The 18,450-nt window shown below is 44.7% G+C and carries 19 protein-coding genes and 1 other annotated feature (1 of these 20 only partly in view); of the genes, 7 read left to right on the top strand and 12 right to left on the bottom strand.

Annotation, left to right across the window (positions count from 1 at the left end; translation table 11 throughout):
* Positions 1-229: 229 nt before the first annotated feature.
* Both focA and ITG10_RS13935 read right to left on the bottom strand, forming a co-directional pair.
* The gene (focA, locus tag ITG10_RS13940) at positions 230-1,072 is read right to left on the bottom strand and encodes a formate transporter FocA (RefSeq protein WP_017630466.1); all 843 of its coding nucleotides are present in this window, start codon (positions 1,070-1,072) and stop codon (positions 230-232) included.
* A 362-nt stretch (positions 1,073-1,434) separates the two neighbouring features.
* Complete coding sequence (locus tag ITG10_RS13935; RefSeq protein WP_017630467.1) at positions 1,435-2,739, bottom strand: hypothetical protein; 1,305 nt, start codon at positions 2,737-2,739, stop codon at positions 1,435-1,437.
* A gap of 260 nt (positions 2,740-2,999) precedes the next feature.
* Between ITG10_RS13935 and ITG10_RS13930 the strand changes: the two genes are divergently transcribed.
* The 3 genes from ITG10_RS13930 (at position 3,000) to ITG10_RS13920 (ending at position 4,857) form a co-directional block, all read left to right on the top strand.
* Positions 3,000-3,230, top strand: coding sequence for a TIGR02647 family protein (locus ITG10_RS13930; protein ID WP_017630468.1), 231 nt, complete (start codon positions 3,000-3,002; stop codon positions 3,228-3,230).
* A gap of 114 nt (positions 3,231-3,344) precedes the next feature.
* Positions 3,345-4,199, top strand: coding sequence for an NAD-dependent epimerase/dehydratase family protein (locus tag ITG10_RS13925; protein ID WP_017630469.1), 855 nt, complete (start codon positions 3,345-3,347; stop codon positions 4,197-4,199).
* The gene (locus ITG10_RS13920; protein WP_017630470.1) at positions 4,192-4,857 is read left to right on the top strand and encodes a YdcF family protein; all 666 of its coding nucleotides are present in this window, start codon (positions 4,192-4,194) and stop codon (positions 4,855-4,857) included. Before ITG10_RS13925 ends, ITG10_RS13920 begins: the two co-directional genes overlap by 8 nt.
* A 100-nt stretch (positions 4,858-4,957) precedes the next feature.
* On the opposite strand, the gene ITG10_RS13915 is transcribed toward ITG10_RS13920, so the two are convergent.
* Together ITG10_RS13915 and cysS are read right to left on the bottom strand one after the other, a co-directional pair.
* The gene (locus tag ITG10_RS13915; protein ID WP_048658319.1) at positions 4,958-5,536 is read right to left on the bottom strand and encodes a thymidine kinase; all 579 of its coding nucleotides are present in this window, start codon (positions 5,534-5,536) and stop codon (positions 4,958-4,960) included.
* Between the two features lie 96 nt (positions 5,537-5,632).
* Positions 5,633-7,018: a cysteine--tRNA ligase gene (gene cysS / locus ITG10_RS13910; RefSeq protein ID WP_017630688.1), complete on the bottom strand. Its 1,386-nt coding sequence runs from the start codon at positions 7,016-7,018 to the stop codon at positions 5,633-5,635.
* A gap of 190 nt (positions 7,019-7,208) precedes the next feature.
* On the opposite strand from cysS, the gene ITG10_RS13905 reads away from it, so the two are divergent.
* From ITG10_RS13905 to ITG10_RS13890, 4 genes are all read left to right on the top strand, one after another.
* Positions 7,209-7,703: a peptidylprolyl isomerase gene (locus ITG10_RS13905; protein WP_017060275.1), complete on the top strand. Its 495-nt coding sequence runs from the start codon at positions 7,209-7,211 to the stop codon at positions 7,701-7,703.
* A gap of 350 nt (positions 7,704-8,053) precedes the next feature.
* Positions 8,054-8,800 carry a UDP-2,3-diacylglucosamine diphosphatase gene (gene lpxH, locus ITG10_RS13900; protein WP_017630687.1) on the top strand — a complete coding sequence of 249 codons (747 nt, stop codon included), beginning with the start codon at positions 8,054-8,056 and terminating at the stop codon, positions 8,798-8,800.
* A gap of 111 nt (positions 8,801-8,911) precedes the next feature.
* Positions 8,912-10,129 (top strand): EAL domain-containing protein, encoded by a 1,218-nt coding sequence (locus ITG10_RS13895; protein ID WP_026084228.1) that lies wholly within the window; start codon positions 8,912-8,914, stop codon positions 10,127-10,129.
* Between the two features lie 118 nt (positions 10,130-10,247).
* The gene (locus tag ITG10_RS13890; protein WP_017630685.1) at positions 10,248-10,772 is read left to right on the top strand and encodes a YchJ family protein; all 525 of its coding nucleotides are present in this window, start codon (positions 10,248-10,250) and stop codon (positions 10,770-10,772) included.
* 225 nt (positions 10,773-10,997) lie between these two features.
* Here ITG10_RS13890 and hisIE read toward each other — a convergent pair whose 3' ends face one another.
* The 8 genes from hisIE to hisG all read right to left on the bottom strand — a co-directional run bounded on the left by hisIE (position 10,998) and on the right by hisG (position 18,288).
* The gene (gene hisIE, locus ITG10_RS13885; protein WP_017630684.1) at positions 10,998-11,648 is read right to left on the bottom strand and encodes a bifunctional phosphoribosyl-AMP cyclohydrolase/phosphoribosyl-ATP diphosphatase HisIE; all 651 of its coding nucleotides are present in this window, start codon (positions 11,646-11,648) and stop codon (positions 10,998-11,000) included.
* The gene (gene hisF / locus ITG10_RS13880; protein WP_017630683.1) at positions 11,645-12,418 is read right to left on the bottom strand and encodes an imidazole glycerol phosphate synthase subunit HisF; all 774 of its coding nucleotides are present in this window, start codon (positions 12,416-12,418) and stop codon (positions 11,645-11,647) included. The genes hisIE and hisF overlap by 4 nt, the downstream gene beginning before the upstream one ends.
* Positions 12,400-13,137 carry a 1-(5-phosphoribosyl)-5-[(5-phosphoribosylamino)methylideneamino]imidazole-4-carboxamide isomerase gene (hisA, locus tag ITG10_RS13875; protein WP_017630682.1) on the bottom strand — a complete coding sequence of 246 codons (738 nt, stop codon included), beginning with the start codon at positions 13,135-13,137 and terminating at the stop codon, positions 12,400-12,402. Before hisA ends, hisF begins: the two co-directional genes overlap by 19 nt.
* A 43-nt stretch (positions 13,138-13,180) precedes the next feature.
* The gene (gene hisH / locus ITG10_RS13870; RefSeq protein WP_017630681.1) at positions 13,181-13,795 is read right to left on the bottom strand and encodes an imidazole glycerol phosphate synthase subunit HisH; all 615 of its coding nucleotides are present in this window, start codon (positions 13,793-13,795) and stop codon (positions 13,181-13,183) included.
* Positions 13,796-13,819: 24 nt separating this feature from the next.
* Positions 13,820-14,908 carry a bifunctional histidinol-phosphatase/imidazoleglycerol-phosphate dehydratase HisB gene (gene hisB, locus ITG10_RS13865; RefSeq protein ID WP_017630680.1) on the bottom strand — a complete coding sequence of 363 codons (1,089 nt, stop codon included), beginning with the start codon at positions 14,906-14,908 and terminating at the stop codon, positions 13,820-13,822.
* 132 nt (positions 14,909-15,040) lie between these two features.
* Positions 15,041-16,081, bottom strand: coding sequence for a histidinol-phosphate transaminase (hisC, locus tag ITG10_RS13860; protein ID WP_017630679.1), 1,041 nt, complete (start codon positions 16,079-16,081; stop codon positions 15,041-15,043).
* A gap of 9 nt (positions 16,082-16,090) precedes the next feature.
* On the bottom strand, positions 16,091-17,392 hold the full coding sequence (hisD, locus tag ITG10_RS13855) for a histidinol dehydrogenase (RefSeq protein WP_026084226.1): 1,302 nt from the start codon (positions 17,390-17,392) through the stop codon (positions 16,091-16,093).
* Positions 17,392-18,288, bottom strand: coding sequence for an ATP phosphoribosyltransferase (gene hisG, locus ITG10_RS13850; RefSeq protein ID WP_017060264.1), 897 nt, complete (start codon positions 18,286-18,288; stop codon positions 17,392-17,394). The genes hisD and hisG overlap by 1 nt, the downstream gene beginning before the upstream one ends.
* Positions 18,289-18,341: 53 nt before the next feature.
* Positions 18,342-18,450, bottom strand: a sequence feature (His leader region) (it continues 27 nt past the right edge of the window).

Here is an 18,450-nt window from a genome sequence, read left to right as displayed (position 1 = left end):
ATTGATCCTTGGGTAATTTCAAAGACATATGCACACATGTTGATCAACGCTGTTGCGCCTTCAAATGACAAATAGAGCAACAAAAGGAATGGTTTTCCACAAATAAAAAACGGCCTGCAATGCAGACCGTCTTGTAAGTGTCATATGTCAATTCGATTGTTTCGCTGAGCTTTAACTACTCTCGTCGACTGAACTTGTCACGCAATCACTGTTGATCGCGTACTCTTTATTAGTCACGTAGGTAGATTAACCAGTACCACATACCAACAAAGATACCGCCACCAATGATGTTACCGATAGTAACAGGCAGCAAGTTGTTCATCAGAAAGTCCATCATGTTCAGGTCAACGTAATCCGCAGGGTTAGCGCCCGTCATTTTCCAGAACTCAGCAGGGGCAAACGTCTTGATGCCGATTGCTAATGGAACTTGGAACATGTTGGCAATACAGTGCTCAAAACCTGCTGATACAAACATCGCAACAGGCAGAATCATTACCGCGATTTTGTCGGTCAATGTGCGTCCACTGAATGTCATCCATACTGCGATACAAACCAATACATTACACATGATACCTAGTGCGATAGCTTGGATGAAATCATGGTGCATCTTATGTTGGGAAATCGCCATCGCGTTTAAGCCCACTTGGCCGTGGTCAAACATGTATTGTTTGGTCAGAAGCATACAGGCCACCAGCAACAAAGCACCGATCAAGTTGCCCACATAAACTGTCGCCCAGTTCTTAACGAGTGTACGCCAAGTGATCTTGCCACTTGCGCGCGCCACCAGAGTTAACACCGAACTTGTAAACAGCTCACCGCCAGTAACAACAACGAGGATCAAGCCTAAGCTAAATGCCAAGCCACCTAATAAACGTGTAATGCCCCATGGCAAATCACCAGCACCGGTGGTAACGATGGTGTAGAACACAAACGCAATACCGATATGGATACCAGCTGAAATCGCTAGGAGAAAAGATTTGATTGGATCTTTGGTTGCTTTACCTACGCCAATATCTGCAGCGCGCTCAGCCATTTGTGGCGGTAATAATGAGTCAAATTGGTTTAGATTCATGATGATTTACATTTTGAAACATGTCGTCGGGAGCGCGATAATCCTCTCTTTCATTTCTTAATTCAAGAGCTATTTTATGCTCGAATTTCCTTCAACAACCAAGAAAACGCCAAACCTCCAATGATATTGAAATTTCTTACGACTTTAGTAGTAAAAAGAAAAGTTTGATGAATGAAAACTTACCAACGATAAAAACAACACATCTATAAATATCAACAAGTTACGTTAAAACCAAAAGAATGACGTACACTATAGACGTGTTTTGAGGGCTTTTATTTTCAGATTTTGACATAGATCAACAGAACGTAAAAAAGCGCCCTGAGGCGCTTTTAAGTCAGTCACAAATAAAGACATTGGTTATGCTAAACCGAAGGTTCAATCACTTCTTCTGATGATTGATCTAAAGCCGCATCTTCGAGGTTAGATTCAACGTTAGTTGGCGTAAGGTCGGAATCGCTTTCATTCGCTACCTTACCACCTAAGCTTTTCAAGCTATCCACCAACTCTTCCAAGCTTTTTATATGAGCATCACTCTTAGTCACCTGCTCATCCAATAGCTGATTGTGTTTGGTCGCTTCAGACAATTGCTGTGCTTGTTGCTGGTTTTCACTTTCAAGCTTAGCTAATTGCTCAGTCAACGTTTCGATCTCTGACTTTAATAAAGAGGTCATGTCTGAGCTTTTTAACGCTTTGACACTCTCTACAATCTTTTGAGACTGAATGCGCAGCACAACGTCACGGTAATCTTCATCATTCACCACTTGTGAAATGCTCAGCAACTGGTTCTCAGCGTTCAATACCGACTGCTCAAACTTGTCCCCTTTCACGCTCGCCAGCACTTTCACTTCATGAGCGACGCTGCGCACGTGGTTCAATTCAAACTCGGCCGCTTGAACCGCACCTTGAATGATCGACTTTTCACGTGGGCTTGCTTTCACTTGGTTTTCTGCCAGCGCGATTTGAGCAGCGGCCTTAGCAAACGTTAATGGAACAACGTCATCAAAGTCTTCATCTTCTAAGAACTCTAATTCATCCTTCAAAGGCTCAATGTATTTCTTGTGTGCCACTTTCACTTCTAGCAAACGAGCGTTATTGAGGAATTCAACTTGAGCTTCTTGTGCATCTTCCAGTTCGTCGACTAACACGTACTCGAATAGCTCGCTGTATTCTGAATACAACCTTTTATAGCTCGACGTAAACATGGTGTCTGCGCCAAGAAACTTAAGGTAATCCATTTGTACAATCGAATCGGCTAATACTCGGTCAGCCTTTTTCTTAAGCGCTAAAATCGAATCATAGTTCGATTTGATCAAGGCGATTTTTTCATCAAAAGCTTCAGCGTAAGTTAGGCTGGAAAAAATCGAGTAGCTCTTAGTCAGGCGAGATTCGTCTTTCAGTAAGTCCGCATAAATGCTTTCAGCATCGTCCCATGCGTCTAACAATTCATTGTAATTCTCTGGTGCATAGAGAGACAATTGAGCATGGTCTTCAAGCTTAACTTCCCATTCGGAGTAAACGCTTTGGACAGACTGGAAAGAACGGACCTCTACGGTTGATTCATTGTTGTTCGTGGTTTGGTTCGCGTCTGTCTGCTCTGAGGGTGTGCTTTGACAACCTGAGATAGCAAATAGCATACTAATAACTAATGCTACTTTGTTCGCTCTCACTGATGCATTTCCTTTTTTATTCAATATTAGCTGAATGCAATATATTTCCAGTCCCACAATATATTACAACCACTTAGCAATAAACATCATTCGCAATTTAAGTGGCTGCAAATCACCCAATCTAACCAAAATAAACCCATCATACGTCGATTAATCATTCAATTTGGTATCACTTATCAATTCTATTTATTTGCTATTGCCTGAGTTGTGAATGCGCACTAAGGTGAAGGTAGAGAACGTTATGAATATATAGGTTAATTATGAAGTACAACGCTGAACATATTGCTGATTTAAACCTCCTTCTTCAATTTGATGTAAGTAGCGCAGCTACGGGCATTAAAGTTCATCAAGAGGCTGCTCAAGAAACTCAAGACGCTGTTAAGCGCCTATTCGAAAAGAACCTTTGTACTCAGCCAGACGGCGGTTACCTAACAGATGAAGGTATCGAAATGGCAGAGCGCGCAGACAAACTACTTCGCGTACTTAAATAAAGCTTCATTGTTCTAGTAAAAACTCCACTCGCTTCGGCCGTGGAGTTTTTTCATTTTTGGCCAAAGGTTTGTTAGGCTTATTGTAAATTCGTCCTTTGCAGTTGGGAGGTACAGATGGCTTCTATATTTATTGTCGGTGCAGGATGGGTAGGCGCGCCTTTATCTGAGCATCTAGAGAGACATGGTAACCGAGTGGTCGTCACCAAGACGACCCAAGCGGGTGCAAACACTATCGGTAATGAGCGTATTCCCTGTGAGGTATTCAGCTTTAACGCATCACAGGCTGACCAAACTATCGGACAACTCTATTCGCTATTACTCGAAAACAATGCCGAGATTGTAATAGGCAGTTTCCCACCAGGTTTTCGAAAAGGTGCAGGTCAAGAGTATGCCGATTACTGGCAGCAACTAACCAGTGCTTGTCAGAAGGCGAACGTTAGGAAGCTCATTATGGTTAGTTCGACCACGGTTTATCCGACTAAACCCGGTGTATTAAATGAGCAAGACGCCTCACTTCTCCTCTCCACCTCAGATAAAGAGCACGCATCTTCATTTTCCGATAACGCACGCGTCATGCTGCAAGGTGAACAATTGGTGATAGATTCAGGTATCGATTACACCATTCTGCGCTTTAGTGGCTTGATTGGCCCAAGTCGTCACCCTTCACGGTTTGCAAGTAAATTGAAGCAAGTGAGCACTCAAGCTCCGGCTAACATGCTTCACCTTGATGATGCCATTGGCGCCGTCGACTTCGCTATTAACCAGCTTCACAATGAAGTGGTTAATGTGACTACCCCAAACACCGTGAGCAAGGCGGAGTTTTATGCCGCGGCACTAAAAAGTGCTAATAGCAGCGAGCCTCTACCACCAGTTGTTGATACTCCAGACAAGCTGATCTCGTCGAAAAAGATTCTCGACTTAGGTTATTCGTTTAAATTCGAATCCACATTGGACGCACTGCATGACTGAACAATCTTTAGCTAACAAAGAGCCCAACATTAAACTGCACCGCGCGATCGACACCCTTTGGAACTTCATGTCTATGGGTCACAAGGTTGCACCCTCAGACTGTATTTTTGTGTTGTGCAGCAACGATACTCGTGTTGCTGAATACGCAGCCGAGCTCTATCACCAAAAGATTGCGCCATACATCGTTTTTTCTGGTGGTGTCGGACGCTTTACCGAAGGCAGCTTTGAACGCTCAGAAGCGGAAACCTTCGCTGCTATTGCCCGCGACTGTGGCGTGCCAGATTCAGACATTATCATAGAGAAACACGCAACCAATACTGGAGAGAATGTCCGCTTCACACACGAGTTGCTGACGGAGCGAGGGTTATCTCCCAAAAGGCTAACCCTAGTGCAGAAGCCTTTTATGGAGAAACGTACTTACGCGACCTTCAGTAAACAGTGGCCTGAAGCGGCGACAGAAATCACCGTGACATCAAAGTGGCAAGATTGGGTCGATTACTTTAATGAAGAGTTGCCGTTGGATATGGTTCTAGGCGCGTTGGTTGCCGATTTTGAGCGCATCAAGTCCTACCCTGCTCAAGGCTTCCAGATCGAAATGCCGATTTCCGAGGACGTTGATCACGCCTATTTAACGATTAAGAAGCTCGGCTTCGAATAAATAGCGATGAATGATAAGAAAACAAAAACGGTGGCACTTGGCCACCGTTTCTTATTCTTTTGCTTTGCATTTCAGCTATTGCCGAAGTATTAAGAAGCCTTTATTTACCAAGCGCTTCTTTATAGTGTAAGCGGCAAACAGACACATATTTGTCGTTACCACCAATGGCAACTTGGTCACCTTCAGCAATCGCAACACCGTGCTCATCAGTACGAATCACCATGTTCGCTTTGCGACCGCAGTGACAAATCGTTTTGAGCTCAACTAGTTTATCGGCCCAAGACAACAAGTAACGGCTGCCTTCAAACAGTTCACCCAAGAAGTCAGTACGTAAACCGTAACACAGTACAGGGATATGCAGCTTATCCACTACTTCTGTTAGTTGGTAAACTTGCTCTTTCGATAAGAACTGACACTCATCAATCAAAACACAATGACGCTTCTCTTCGTCGTTTAGCTTTTTGATCGCATCAAACATGTTGGTGTCATTTTTAAATAGTTGCGCTTCAGATTGCAGACCAATTCGAGAGCTTACTTTACCGATACCATAGCGATCATCCAATGCAGCCGTGAAGATCACTGGCGTCATACCGCGTTCTTGGTAGTTGAATGACGATTGAAGAAGCGTTGTTGATTTACCCGCATTCATTGCCGAGTAGTAAAAATACATCTGAGCCACAGAAATATTCCTGTTAAATAAAATTGAATATGAAAAGGTGAAATTAGAGAATTTTTGCTAGAAAAAAGGGCTGAAAATCAGCCCTTTTTATAAGATTTACTTACGACGCCAAGTCGTGCCTTCTGGGCCATCTTCTAGAACGATGCCCAACTCGTTGAGCTTGTCACGTGCAAGGTCGGCATTTGCCCAATCCTTAGAAGCACGAGAATCGTTACGCAGTTTGATCAACGCTTCGATTTCAGCCACTTCGTCATCGTTACCAGCCGCATCGCCTTGTAGGAAGGCTTCTGGTTCTTGGTGAAGAATACCGATGATGTCTGCTAGTTCACGCATCAATGCACCCAGTCCGCTTGCTTTTTCAATGCTCTCAGGCTTGATACGGTTGATTTCACGCGCCATTTCAAACAGTACAGAGTAAGCTTCAGGCGTATTGAAGTCGTCGTTCATCGCAGTAGAGAAGCGAGTTACGTACTCTTCGCCACCGGCAGGAGCTGCAGTAAGGTCTAGGCCACGAAGTGACGTGTATAGACGCTCTAGCGATGCGCGAGCTTGGTTTAGGTTATCTTCACTGTAGTTCAGTTGGCTACGGTAGTGACCAGACATCAAGAAGTAACGCACGGTTTCAGCATCGTAGTGTGCTAGCACATCACGGATGGTGAAAAAGTTACCTAGTGACTTAGACATTTTTTCTCTGTCTACCATCACCATGCCACTGTGCATCCATGTGTTTACATAGTCAGTACCATGCGCACAGCAAGATTGCGCGATTTCGTTCTCGTGGTGTGGGAATTGTAGATCTGAGCCGCCACCGTGGATATCGAAGTGGTTACCTAGAATAGACGAGTTCATTGCTGAACATTCAATGTGCCAGCCTGGACGACCTGGACCCCATGGTGATTCCCATGTTGGTTCACCTGGCTTAGACATCTTCCAAACAACGAAATCTAGCGGGCTACGTTTTGCAGACTCTACGTCAACACGAGCGCCAGCTTGAAGCTGATCAAGGTCTTGCTTAGAAAGCTTACCGTATTCTTCGAACTTCTTAACTTCGAACATTACGTCGCCGTTACTTGCAACATATGCGTAGCCGCGTTCAATCAGCTTTTCAACAAGTTCGATGATTTCAGTGATGAATTCGGTTGCACGAGGTTCTACGTCTGGACGCTTCATGTTCAAAGCATCGAAATCAGCGTGCATTTCGCCGATTAGACGCTCAGTCAGAGAGTCACAAGACTCGCCGTTTTCGTTAGCACGCTTGATGATTTTGTCATCGATATCTGTGATGTTACGAACGAAGTTCAAATCGTAACCAAGGTAACGAAGGTAGCGAGTTACTACGTCGAAAGAAACGAACGTACGACCATGACCAATGTGACAGAGATCGTATATGGTTACCCCACAGACATACATGCCGACTTTGCCAGCTGTAATTGGTTTGAATTCCTCTTTCTGTCTTGTGAGCGTGTTATATATCTTCAGCATGATCTCTATCTATTTTATGGATTAATCAAAAATAAGCTCGCAGTATAACAAGTCATACCTTAATAGGTAATCCCCAAAAGCAGGAATTACTTTAAACATCTGAGTTAAGTGAATGATTTGATGATTTGAAAGTCCGCTAACATGCGCTAGAATTCGAACTTCATATTAAAAAGACAGTAAGGTAACAATCATGATCATCCTTCACACAAATTTTGGTGACATCAAAGTTCAACTAAACGAAGAAAAAGCACCAGAAACAAGCGCAAACTTCCTACAGTATTGCCGTGACGGTTTCTACGACAACACACTATTCCACCGTGTTATCGATGGTTTCATGATTCAAGGCGGCGGCATGACTTCTGGCCTTAAAGAAAAGGCAACTCGTGCAACTATCAAGAACGAAGCAAACAACGGTCTTGCGAACAAAGTTGGTACGCTAGCAATGGCTCGTACTATGGAACCGCATTCAGCGAGCTCTCAGTTCTTCATCAACGTTAACGACAACTCTTTCCTAAACTTCCGTAGCGAAAGCCTAGACGGTTGGGGCTACTGTGTATTCGCAGAAGTTGTTGAAGGCATGGACATCGTCAACAAGATCAAAGGTGTTAGCACTGGTTCTATGGGTATGCACCAAGATGTACCTCTAGAAGAAGTGATCATCACTGGTACTACAATCGAAGCTTAATTACTTGCTTTCGATTAGGGCGTATTGACCTTTTGAGCTGATTTTTGCAGCGAGTTGCTGGGGATTTATACAAGGCAGAGGCTTTGATGTGTAGCTAGCCTACATAAGAAGCCGATAACGCAGTAGAAATAACCAGCAAACGCTGCCCAAAGGGTTCGGCTAAAAGCGTTTTACTCTTTGTTGAGGGAAATTTGCTTAGAATGACTAGGCTTCCTATCCCTCGCCTCGATTAAAACGCTTTTATCTCGAACAAAATTTAACCGCCAAAGGTCAACACGCCCTAGTATTAATAATTGATGAGCCGATAAAATCAGGATATAGGGAGCGAATCGCTCCCTTTTTTTAGACCTATGAAAACATATTTTATATCAGACCTTCACCTTGCTCCGTCGCGACAAGATATCACTGACTGCTTCCTGACCTTCATGAAGAATGAAGCCGTAGAAGCGGATGCACTTTATGTGTTAGGCGACCTTTTCGAATTCTGGATTGGTGACGACGATAAGAGTGAGTTCGCGACCTCTATTCGCCAAGCGTTTATTGATTTGGTGAAAACAGGCGTACCTTGCTACTTCACTCAAGGTAACCGTGATTTCCTTGTCGGCAAGAAATTTGCCAAGCAAACGGGCGTGAAGCTCCTAGACGAAGTATCGACCATCGATATCTACGGCCAAAAAGCGGTTGTGTTGCATGGTGATACCCTATGCACCGAAGATGTAAAGTATCTCGCCTTCCGAGAAAAAGTGCATCAACCATGGCTGCAATGGGTCTTCAACAGAATTCCATTTTTCATCAAGAAGAAGATCGTCTCGAAGGTTCAATCTGATATCAAAGATGACAAGCAGACTAAGTCTCTCGACATCATGGATGTGACACAACAAGAAGTCGAAGATATGATGGAACGAAACAACGTTGATCTAATGATCCACGGCCATACTCACCGTCCTGACATTCACACTTTTGATGCTAACAATTGCACTAAAACCCGTGTCGTACTTGGCGATTGGTATACGCAAGGCTCAGTGCTGGTGTTCACTCCGCAAAGTTTTGAACTACAGAATCGAGAGTTTAGCAATAGCTTTCAACATCAGTCTTAAACTTTCACTTTGATTATTATTGTCGGTCAGACTTTCTTAGATTGTGTATGGTAATTTCCACTGAATTAGCTATTATCTCTCTATCAGAAATAAACCGAACACAGTACCAAGTTGAAATATTCATACGTAGCGCGTCAACCAATACTCGATACAGATAAGAAAACCATAGGTTACGAGTTGCTATTCAGGGATGGTCCTAAGAACACTTTCCCTGAAGTAGAACCGGAGCTCGCTACTAGCCGTTTGCTTTCCGACCACTTTTTATCAACCCACTATAATACGCTGGGTGATAAGCTGGGGTTCGTGAACTTTCCTTATGCAAGCCTGATTAACTTGGTCCCTACCCTATTTCCAAAAGAAAGCCTCGTAGTCGAGGTTCTTGAAGACTGCGAACCAACAGACGAGCTACTTGAAGCCATTAAAGCTATCTACGATGCGGGTTATACCATCGCATTGGATGACTTTGTGCCAAGCAAAGCCTGGAAACGTTTCTTACCTTACGTATCAATTATCAAGTTTGATATCCGTTTGATCTCTATTGCGAAAGCTTCGATGTTCATGAACTCGCTCAAAGGGTTAAATATCAAGTTCCTTGCAGAAAAGGTGGAGACTTACGACGAGTATCAAGAAGCGAACCAAGCTGGCTTCTCCTACTTCCAAGGCTACTTCTTTAGTAAGCCGGAAATGATTCAAACTCGTGCGCTCAACCCTGCGTTTTTGACCATTGTTCAACTGTTGAAAGAGATCGCTAACGATCCTATCGACTTTAGTGAAGTAGAGCGTTTGATCACTCTTGATGTAACCTTGTCTTATAAGTTACTCGCTTACGTGAACTCGGCAGGCGGGTCAGCAACGACCATTCGTTCATTCCGCCAAGCTCTGATTTACCTTGGCGAACAGAAACTGCGTAAGTTTGTTTCACTTGTAGCGATCGCATCGGCGAAAGAAGATAAGCCAGATTCACTCTACGGTTTAGCGGTATTACGCGCACGTCAATGCGAGCTCTTAGTCGAGAAAATGAATGTGAAGGTTGAGCCCGGACAAGCCTTTTTGACCGGTATGTTCTCACTACTGGATTCGCTGTTTGACCAACCGTTGAAGCAAGTGCTGGACTCAGTGCCAATCGACGACGAGATTAAACAGGCCCTTATCCAACGCAAGGGCGTGTTAGGTGCAATTTTGGCTATGGTTATTGCTTATGAGCAAGCTCGATGGGATGAAGCAACGCGCATTCGTAAACTTCTCAAGCTCAGCGAGGCGCAACTAGGCCAAGCTTACGATGAAGCAACAACTTGGGCACAAGAGCTGCTGTCACCTGCATTGAGATAATTCACTTCTCATAACCGCTTCAATAGAAACTAAGCTTTGGTGAGCGATCGTTTCTTGGTAAACTCCTACGCATTCATTTATGGCCTCTTAATAGAGGCCATTTTTACAGGATTTGACTATGTCTTTATGCCCGTGCGGTAGCAAAAATACTTACCAACAATGCTGCGAATCAGCGCACCTTAATCACAGTTCAGCTGAAACACCTGAGCAATTGATGCGCTCACGTTATTCAGCGCACGTGTTGGGGTTAGTTGATTATGTTATTGCAACTTACCACCCTAGCTGTAATGCAGAGGCTCAAAGAGACGGTATTGCCGAATCTATCGATAGTGATTGGGCTGGCTTAGAAGTCATTGATACCGCCGCTGGCTCACACGAGAACGAAGGTTTTGTCGAGTTTAAAGCCTACTTCAATGAAGACGGCGCACAATACTGCATGCAAGAGCGCTCGCGTTTCGTTCGTGAAGATGGCCTTTGGTTCTATATCGATGGTGAGTTCCCAGATCAAGAAAACGAACATGAAGAGCTAACAGAGCCCGAGATTGACCCTCGCCTAAACGAAACCGTAGAGAGCTTCAAGATAGGCCGCAATGATCCTTGTATTTGTGGTAGCGGTAAGAAGTATAAAAAGTGCTGCGGGTAAGTCAAAAAATTAGAATGTTTGATTAAGTAAAGAGATTCCTGATGTCGCTTAGGCTCCTCGGAATGACGTAAAGTCAGAGGTTAGAAAAGTGACGCAGGGCTTAGAAATCTTGAAAACTTGAAAACTTGAAAACTTGAAAACTTGAAAATTAAAAAGCCCCGTAAACATGTTTGTTTACGAGGCTTTTGTTTGTCTTTTGCGTGGTTCTATTAATCTAAAGAGAACTTACTTATGGCGCTCTTTAAGTTTATTCACTACGTCGTTCATCGATAGGCCTTGGTCTTGAAGAAGAACCATTAGGTGGTAAATCAAATCTGCTGATTCACACACTAACTCCGCCTTATCGCCCGACGTCGCCGCAAGCGCGACTTCAACGCCTTCTTCGCCCACTTTTTGCGAAATACGCTTGGTGCCACGGGCATATAGACTGGCAGTATAAGAAGACTCAGGATCTGCGTCCTTGCGGGCAGCCAGTAGCTGCTCAAGTTGATGAAGCCACACCATCTGGGTCTCTTCTTGCGGATCGACATCCCAACATGTGGTGTTACCCAAATGGCACGTTGGACCAATTGGATTCACTTTTACCAACAAGGTGTCATTGTCGCAATCAAGTGACATGTTCACCAGTTGCAGAACATTGCCCGAAGTCTCACCTTTCGTCCACAAACGCTCTTTAGTACGCGAGAAAAAAGTCACTTGACCCGTTTCACCGGTTTTCTCAAGTGCCGCTGGGTTCATGTATCCCATCATCAACACTTGGCTCGATTGGTAATCTTGAACAATAGCTGGCACTAAGCCATCTACTTTTTCCCAGTTAATACGCTCTGATAATGCGCCTACTGCTGCTTTTGATAAGCTTGCGGTTTCAAAACTCATAGTCGCACCTCTACATCTTGTTGTTTTAAATACTGTTTAAGTTCACCAATATTGATGACTTGTTTGTGGAATACCGAAGCCGCTAATGCTCCGTCCACGTTAGTCTTTTTGTAGGCTTCAGCAAAGTGCTCCATCGCGCCTGCACCACCAGAGGCAATCAAAGGCACGTTACACACTTCGCGAACCATGTTGAGTTGCTCGATATCGTAACCGTTGCGAACGCCATCTTGGTTCATCATGTTCAACACGATCTCACCTGCGCCACGCTTCTGTACTTCCTGCACCCAATCTTTGGTTTCCCATTTGGTTGCTTTGGTACGCGCTTCATCACCAGTGAATTGATAAACCTGATACTTACCGGTCTCTTTATCGAAGTATGAGTCGATACCAACAACGATACACTGCACACCGAACTTATCAGCAAGGTCAGTGATCAGTTGAGGGTTAGCCAATGCAGGCGAGTTGATCGATACTTTATCCGCACCAAACTCTAGAATGCGCGCGGCATCTTCTGCTGATTTAATACCACCAGCCACACAGAAAGGAATATCAATCACTTCTGCGACACGTTTCACCCAGCTCTTGTCGACAACACGACCATCGCTTGATGCAGTGATATCGTAAAATACTAATTCATCAGCGCCCTCTTCTGCGTAGCGTTGTGCTAACGGAACGATGTCGCCAATGATTTCGTGATTACGGAACTGAACGCCCTTAACCACTTGTCCGTCACGGACATCCAAACAAGGGATTATTCGCTTTGCCAACATGCAAATGCCTCCTCTGCGGTAAACTTGCCATCAAGTAACGCGCGACCAACAATCACACCAGCAACACCGCTGCCTTTTAGAGCTTCGATATCCGCTAGGCTGCCGATGCCGCCCGATGATTGGAATTGAACTTGTGGGTACTGTTTACAAAGGTCAACGTAAAGCTCTACGTTTGATCCTTCTAGCGTGCCATCACGTGAAATGTCGGTACACAGGACATGTTTAAGACCCACTGTTAGGTAGTCATCAATCAGCGCTTCAATCGTCACGCCTGAATCTTCTTGCCAACCTGAAATCGCCACTTTACGTGTACCGCTTTCGTCGATGTTGATATCCAGAGCCAGTACGATTTTCTCAGCGCCGTATTTTTCCATCCAACCTTTTACAAGTTCAGGTTGCTTAACCGCTGTTGAGCCTACAACAACGCGCTGCGCGCCAGCTTCAAGTAGGTCGACCACGTCTTGCTCATTACGAACACCACCACCAATTTGGATATTGGCAGGTGTGCTAGCAAGTAGCTTTGCGATCAGGTCAAGTTGACGAGCGGTTGTGTCTTTTGCACCCGTTAAGTCAACGAGGTGAAGCCAACCTGCGCCAGCTTGGTGATACAGGTTAAACTGCTCTGCAGGGTCTACTTTGTATTCTGTTACTTGCCCGTAATCACCTTGGAATAAGCGAACTACTTGGCCTTCAATTAAATCTAATGCGGGAATAATCATTTACATTCCTTATATGGCAACGTTAGCCGCTGCCTAATCCTTATTACAATTCCAAGAAGTTCTGAATCAGCTTAGAGCCTGCTTTAGAAGAACGCTCTGGGTGGAACTGGACACCATAATAGTTGCCACTTTGCACCGCCGCTGTGAACGGGTTACCGTAATCACATTGTGCGATGGTGTAGTCACCCACTGGCATTGCGAAGCTGTGAACGAAGTAGAAATACTCGCCTTCTTCAATGTCTTTAAACAAAGGGTGATTAGGTGTCGAAGTTACTGTGTTCCAACCCATGTGTGGTAGTGGTAAATCGCCCGTTTCAAGTAAACGTACTTCACCATCACACAAGCCTAGACATTCAACTAACTCGTCAGCCTTTTGGCCTTTCTCTTGAGACAGTTTGCCTAACAGTTGCATACCTAAACAAATACCCAGCAGAGGCTTCTCTACTTTCTTCACAAGAGAGACCAGGTCGCGCTCTTGTAGGTTCTTCATTGCCTCACTTGCTGTTCCTACACCTGGCAGGAAAAGTTTGTCGGCGGCAAGGACGACTTCTGGTTCTTTTGAAATCTCAACTGCGTAACCCAAACGTTCAATAGCAAATTTGACCGAAGAAACGTTGGCACACCCAGTATCAATAATGACGACTTTTTGATCTTTCATTGTTTTTCCTTGCTAACGTTAGCCTTACAAGACGCCTTTGCTGCTTGGTAACTCATTACCTTCAACTTTGATTGCTTGGCGAAGAGTACGACCAAACGCTTTAAACAGGCTCTCAATGATGTGGTGATCATTATTGCCATCAGAAGAAAGGTGTAGCGTACAAGCCAGTGTGTCGGTTAGAGAGCGGAAGAAGTGAACCACCATCTCAGTTGAAAGGTCACCCACTTGCTCACGGCTAAATTTAGCATCGAACTTCAGGTATGGGCGGCCAGAAAGGTCTAACGCACACTGAGCCAAACACTCGTCCATTGGCAGGCTAAAACCAAAACGGCCAATACCACGTTTGTCGCCTAGCGCATCTTTCAGAGCTTGGCCTAACGCAAGTGCTGTGTCTTCTACTGTGTGGTGATCATCAATGTGTAGGTCGCCTTTCACAGTCAGGTTCATTTGGAAACCACCGTGTGTCGCGATTTGATCCAGCATGTGGTCGAAGAAACCCATACCTGTATCAATCTTATTACCACCGGTTTCATCAAGGTTTACTGCTACCTTAATATCGGTTTCTTTTGTCGTACGAATTACTTCAGCAACGCGAGCGTTAACCGTCAGATCTTTAACGATTTGTGGCCAGTTAAGCGTGCCTTCCGTTTCTGCGTCCGGGCCATATTGAATACCGCGGATTGCCATGTTCTCTGCAAGTTGAAGATCCGTTACTCGATCGCCAATCACAACAGAGTGTTGGAAGTCGACTTTACCCCCCTGCAGGTATTCTTTAACCAAACCTAGCTTAGGCTTACGGCAAGAGCAGTTGTCTTCGTCAAAGTGAGGACAAATAAGCACGTCATCAAACTTAACGCCTTGAGATTCGAAGAATTCCATCATCATGTTGTGTGGCGCATCGAAATCTTCTTGTGGGTAGCTATCGGTACCTAAGCCGTCTTGGTTAGTCACCATCACTAGACGGTAACCAGCATCTTGCAGTGCAAGCAGGCTAGGAATCACTAGCGGTTCAAATTTTAACTTGTCTAAACGGTCTACTTGAAAGTCGACTGGCGGCTCAACAATTAAGGTGCCATCGCGGTCTATAAAAAGTATTTTCTGTTGTTTACTCACTTGAACTTCCTTTTAATTTTAAATCTGGTGGCCTAGCTAAAATCAAACGCTAACCCAAAATATTGGTTTCATTTGTCAGTCGGCAATTAATAAATCTAAGACTGACAAATGTTATTACTGGTAAACCTTTCGTTACTGAAAAAAGTTACGAATGAATCCAAGTGTCTTTTCGCACTCTTCGCGGTTACCAATACTAATGCGAACACAGTCTTCGATTGGCGAGTTACGTAAAATAATGCCACTGTCCCATGCCGCTTTAAATAATTCGTCGCCGTTAGGGAATTTAACCAATAGGTAGTTACCCCAACCATCAAATACCGTCACTTGAGGTAAGCCCAATAAACCGGCTTGTAAATAAGCACGGTTCGCACTTAAATCCAGAACCTGAAACTTCGCTCTTGCAAGGCCTTGTTCTGAAAGTGCTTGAACGGCGATATCAGCAACAGGAATTGGCACTGGGTATGGTGCAATCACTTTCAACAATACATCGATAAGCTCTTGGTTCGCTAGCGTAAAGCCACAGCGTAAACCAGCTAATGCAAAAGCTTTAGACAAGGTACGAAGAATCGCTAGATTCGGGTACTGTGCAAGCAAATCAACGGTTGATGCCTCAGGGCAGAAGTCGATGTACGCTTCATCCATCACCACAATCGCTTTGTCTTGAGTCATTTCAAGCAGCTTGATGATGTCTTTACGATTAACCAAATTACCAGTTGGGTTATTTGGGCTACAAACAAACACCACTTTCACGTTGTCTAGTTGTGCTTCAATCGCAGGAAGATCCAGTTGCCATTCCGCAGTTAGAGGCACAACTTTACGCTCAACACCGATCGTCTCTGCACTGATTGCGTACATACCGTAAGTGGGTGGGCAGTAAAGAATAGCGTCTTCGTTCGGCTCACAGAAAGCACGAATCAGTAACTCGATACCTTCATCAGCACCACGAGTCGTCAGTGTTTGCTCTGGTTTCACACCTGCATATTGTGCGTAAGCGTCAATCAACTCTTTAGGCTGACATTCGCTGTAGCGATTAAGACGAGACAGGTTTAGGTTGTACTCGTTATCAAACGGAGATTCGTTGGCGTTTAGCCATACATCACCCGTGCCGCCAATGCGTCTTGCAGACAAGTAAGGTGTTAGAGCCTGAACTTGTTTTCTTGCTAACTTTTCCATGCCCTACCCTTAATTCGCTTTATTTAACTTTTCAACTCGGATAGTCACAGCGCGTTTGTGTGCATCCAAGCCTTCGGCTTCCGCCATTGTTACTACAGTTGGCGCTAGGCCTTTCAAACCATCAGCTGTTAGCTCTTGTACCGTCATGCGCTTAGAGAAGTCAGCCAAACCTAGGCTTGAATATGTCTTCGTGTAACCGTAAGTCGGTAATACGTGGTTTGTACCAGACGCATAATCACCTGCAGATTCTGGAGACCAATCGCCAAGGAAGATTGAACCAGCATTGTCTAACAATGGCAGCAGTTCACGTGGGTTCTTGGTTTGAACAATCAAGTGCTCAGGGCCGTAGAAGTTTGAAATCGCAATCGCTTGAGTGATGGATTCAGCAATGATAATTAAGCTTGAAGCCAATGCTTGCTGAGCAATGTTCGCACGAGACAACTCTTTCAGTTGTTTCTGAACCGCTTCTGTAACTTGATCAGCAATCACTGGAGATGGCGTTACCAATACTACTTGAGAGTCAGGACCGTGTTCCGCTTGGCTCAACAAATCCGCTGCGATGAAATCGGCATCAGCTGTTTCATCAGCAATCACCAACACTTCAGATGGGCCAGCAGGCATATCGATCGCCGCACCGCGGAAGTCATTGCTCACTTGGCGTTTCGCTTCCGTTACGTAAGCATTACCTGGGCCGAAGATCTTATCGACTTTAGCAACACTCTCGGTACCGTAAGCCATTGCAGCAACCGCTTGACCACCACCAACGTTGTAAACTTCATCGATTTTACAAAGCTTAGCGACATACAAGATTTCATCAGCGATTGGCGGAGGTGAACAAAGCACAACCTTACGACAACCTGCAATTTGAGCTGGTACACCTAACATAAGAACCGTTGACGGAAGTGGCGCGCTGCCACCTGGAATATAAAGGCCAACAGTATTAATCGCGCGAGTCACTTGCTCACACACAACGCCCGGTTGTGTCTCAACCTTGATAGGTTGAGGCTTTTGAGCTTCGTGGAACTTAGCAATGTTGCTATAAGCTTGCTCAAGCGCTTGCTTCATTTCTGGTGTTAGACGAGCACACGCCTCTTCGATCTCATTTGAACTGACTCGAATAGATTCTGGAGTTACACCATCAAACTTTGCAGTCAGCTCTTTAAGCGCGGCATCGCCTTCATTTCGTACTTTTGCAATAACATCAGAAACAGTCGCTGTGATGTTTGCACCTTCAGTAATAGCTGGACGCTCTAATACCGAGTCTTGCTGTGATTCACTTAAAGATTGCCAAACAACGGTTCTCATCGTCACTACCCCATCATTTTTTCGATTGGTAATACTAGAATCGAGCTTGCACCCAACTCTTTAAGCTGTTCCATTGTTTCCCAGAACAAGTTCTCTGTACTTACTAGGTGAACGGCAACTTTGTCTTTGTCTGTTGATAGAGGAAGAACCGTTGGATCTTCAGCGCCAGGCAGTAGTGCTTTGATTTGCTCTAGCTGAGAGGTTGGAGCGTGAAGCATGATGTACTTCGACTCTTTCGCTTGTTGAACACCCTGCATACGAGTCAGTAGTTTTTCAATCAGTGCGGTTTTGTCTGCGTCGAAGTCACCAACACGTTGAATCAGTGTTGCTTTCGATTGGAAGATAGCTTCTGCTTCTTTTAGACCGTTCGCTTCTAGCGTTGCACCTGTAGAAACTAAATCTGCGATAGCGTCTGCAAGGCCAGCACGAGGAGCGACTTCAACCGAGCCTGTTAGCATACAAGTGCTGAACTCAACACCCTGCTCGTCCATGTAGGCTTTAAGTAGTTGTGGGTAGGTTGTCGCAATACGTTTGCCCGCTAAGTCTTGTGGGCCGTTGTATTCTTCGTCTTTGTTGATAGCGATTGAAAGGCGGCAGCCACCGAAGTCTAAACGACGTAGTGTGCGGAACTCTGAAGGCTCTTTAAGAGCAACACGATCTAGACGAACTTCTTCTAGCTCATTTTCACCGATGAAACCAAGGTCAACCACACCATCCATGATAAGACCTGGGATGTCGTCATCACGAACGAGTAACAAATCGATTGGCATATTTAGTGAGTGAACCACTAGGCGCTCACCCATGATGTTAAATTTAACACCACATTTTTTAAGTAGGTCTTGGCACTCTTTACTTAAGCGACCTTTCTTTTGAATTGCGATTCTTAGGCGTTGTGTCTGCATTGCTGTATCCCTGTGCAAATATTTGAATTTATTGATTATTTAAAAGCGCTAAAACTAAAAAACCCTCGGGGACTTTGTCATCCCGAGGGTTTAAATCTAAATTCTTTTGACTTAACCTCCGGGAGTAATCTTGCTCCCGGGTATACGTAAATCTCCCCGAAA

Origin of the sequence: Vibrio sp. ED004, assembly GCF_023206395.1 — a bacterium.
Taxonomy (GTDB): domain Bacteria; phylum Pseudomonadota; class Gammaproteobacteria; order Enterobacterales; family Vibrionaceae; genus Vibrio.
Note: the sequence above shows the minus strand (reverse complement) of the source record. Positions and strands in the feature narration are given on the sequence as shown.

Coding starts and splice junctions, on each gene's coding strand:
- focA (WP_017630466.1), bottom strand. CDS start 1,072: ATGAATCTAAACCAATTTGACTCATTATTACCGCCACAAATGGCTGAG.
- ITG10_RS13930 (WP_017630468.1), top strand. CDS start 3,000: ATGAAGTACAACGCTGAACATATTGCTGATTTAAACCTCCTTCTTCAA.
- ITG10_RS13925 (WP_017630469.1), top strand. CDS start 3,345: ATGGCTTCTATATTTATTGTCGGTGCAGGATGGGTAGGCGCGCCTTTA.
- ITG10_RS13920 (WP_017630470.1), top strand. CDS start 4,192: ATGACTGAACAATCTTTAGCTAACAAAGAGCCCAACATTAAACTGCAC.
- cysS (WP_017630688.1), bottom strand. CDS start 7,018: ATGCTGAAGATATATAACACGCTCACAAGACAGAAAGAGGAATTCAAA.
- ITG10_RS13905 (WP_017060275.1), top strand. CDS start 7,209: ATGATCATCCTTCACACAAATTTTGGTGACATCAAAGTTCAACTAAAC.
- lpxH (WP_017630687.1), top strand. CDS start 8,054: ATGAAAACATATTTTATATCAGACCTTCACCTTGCTCCGTCGCGACAA.
- ITG10_RS13890 (WP_017630685.1), top strand. CDS start 10,248: ATGTCTTTATGCCCGTGCGGTAGCAAAAATACTTACCAACAATGCTGC.
- hisIE (WP_017630684.1), bottom strand. CDS start 11,648: ATGAGTTTTGAAACCGCAAGCTTATCAAAAGCAGCAGTAGGCGCATTA.
- hisF (WP_017630683.1), bottom strand. CDS start 12,418: ATGTTGGCAAAGCGAATAATCCCTTGTTTGGATGTCCGTGACGGACAA.
- hisA (WP_017630682.1), bottom strand. CDS start 13,137: ATGATTATTCCCGCATTAGATTTAATTGAAGGCCAAGTAGTTCGCTTA.
- hisH (WP_017630681.1), bottom strand. CDS start 13,795: ATGAAAGATCAAAAAGTCGTCATTATTGATACTGGGTGTGCCAACGTT.
- hisC (WP_017630679.1), bottom strand. CDS start 16,081: ATGGAAAAGTTAGCAAGAAAACAAGTTCAGGCTCTAACACCTTACTTG.
- hisG (WP_017060264.1), bottom strand. CDS start 18,288: ATGCAGACACAACGCCTAAGAATCGCAATTCAAAAGAAAGGTCGCTTA.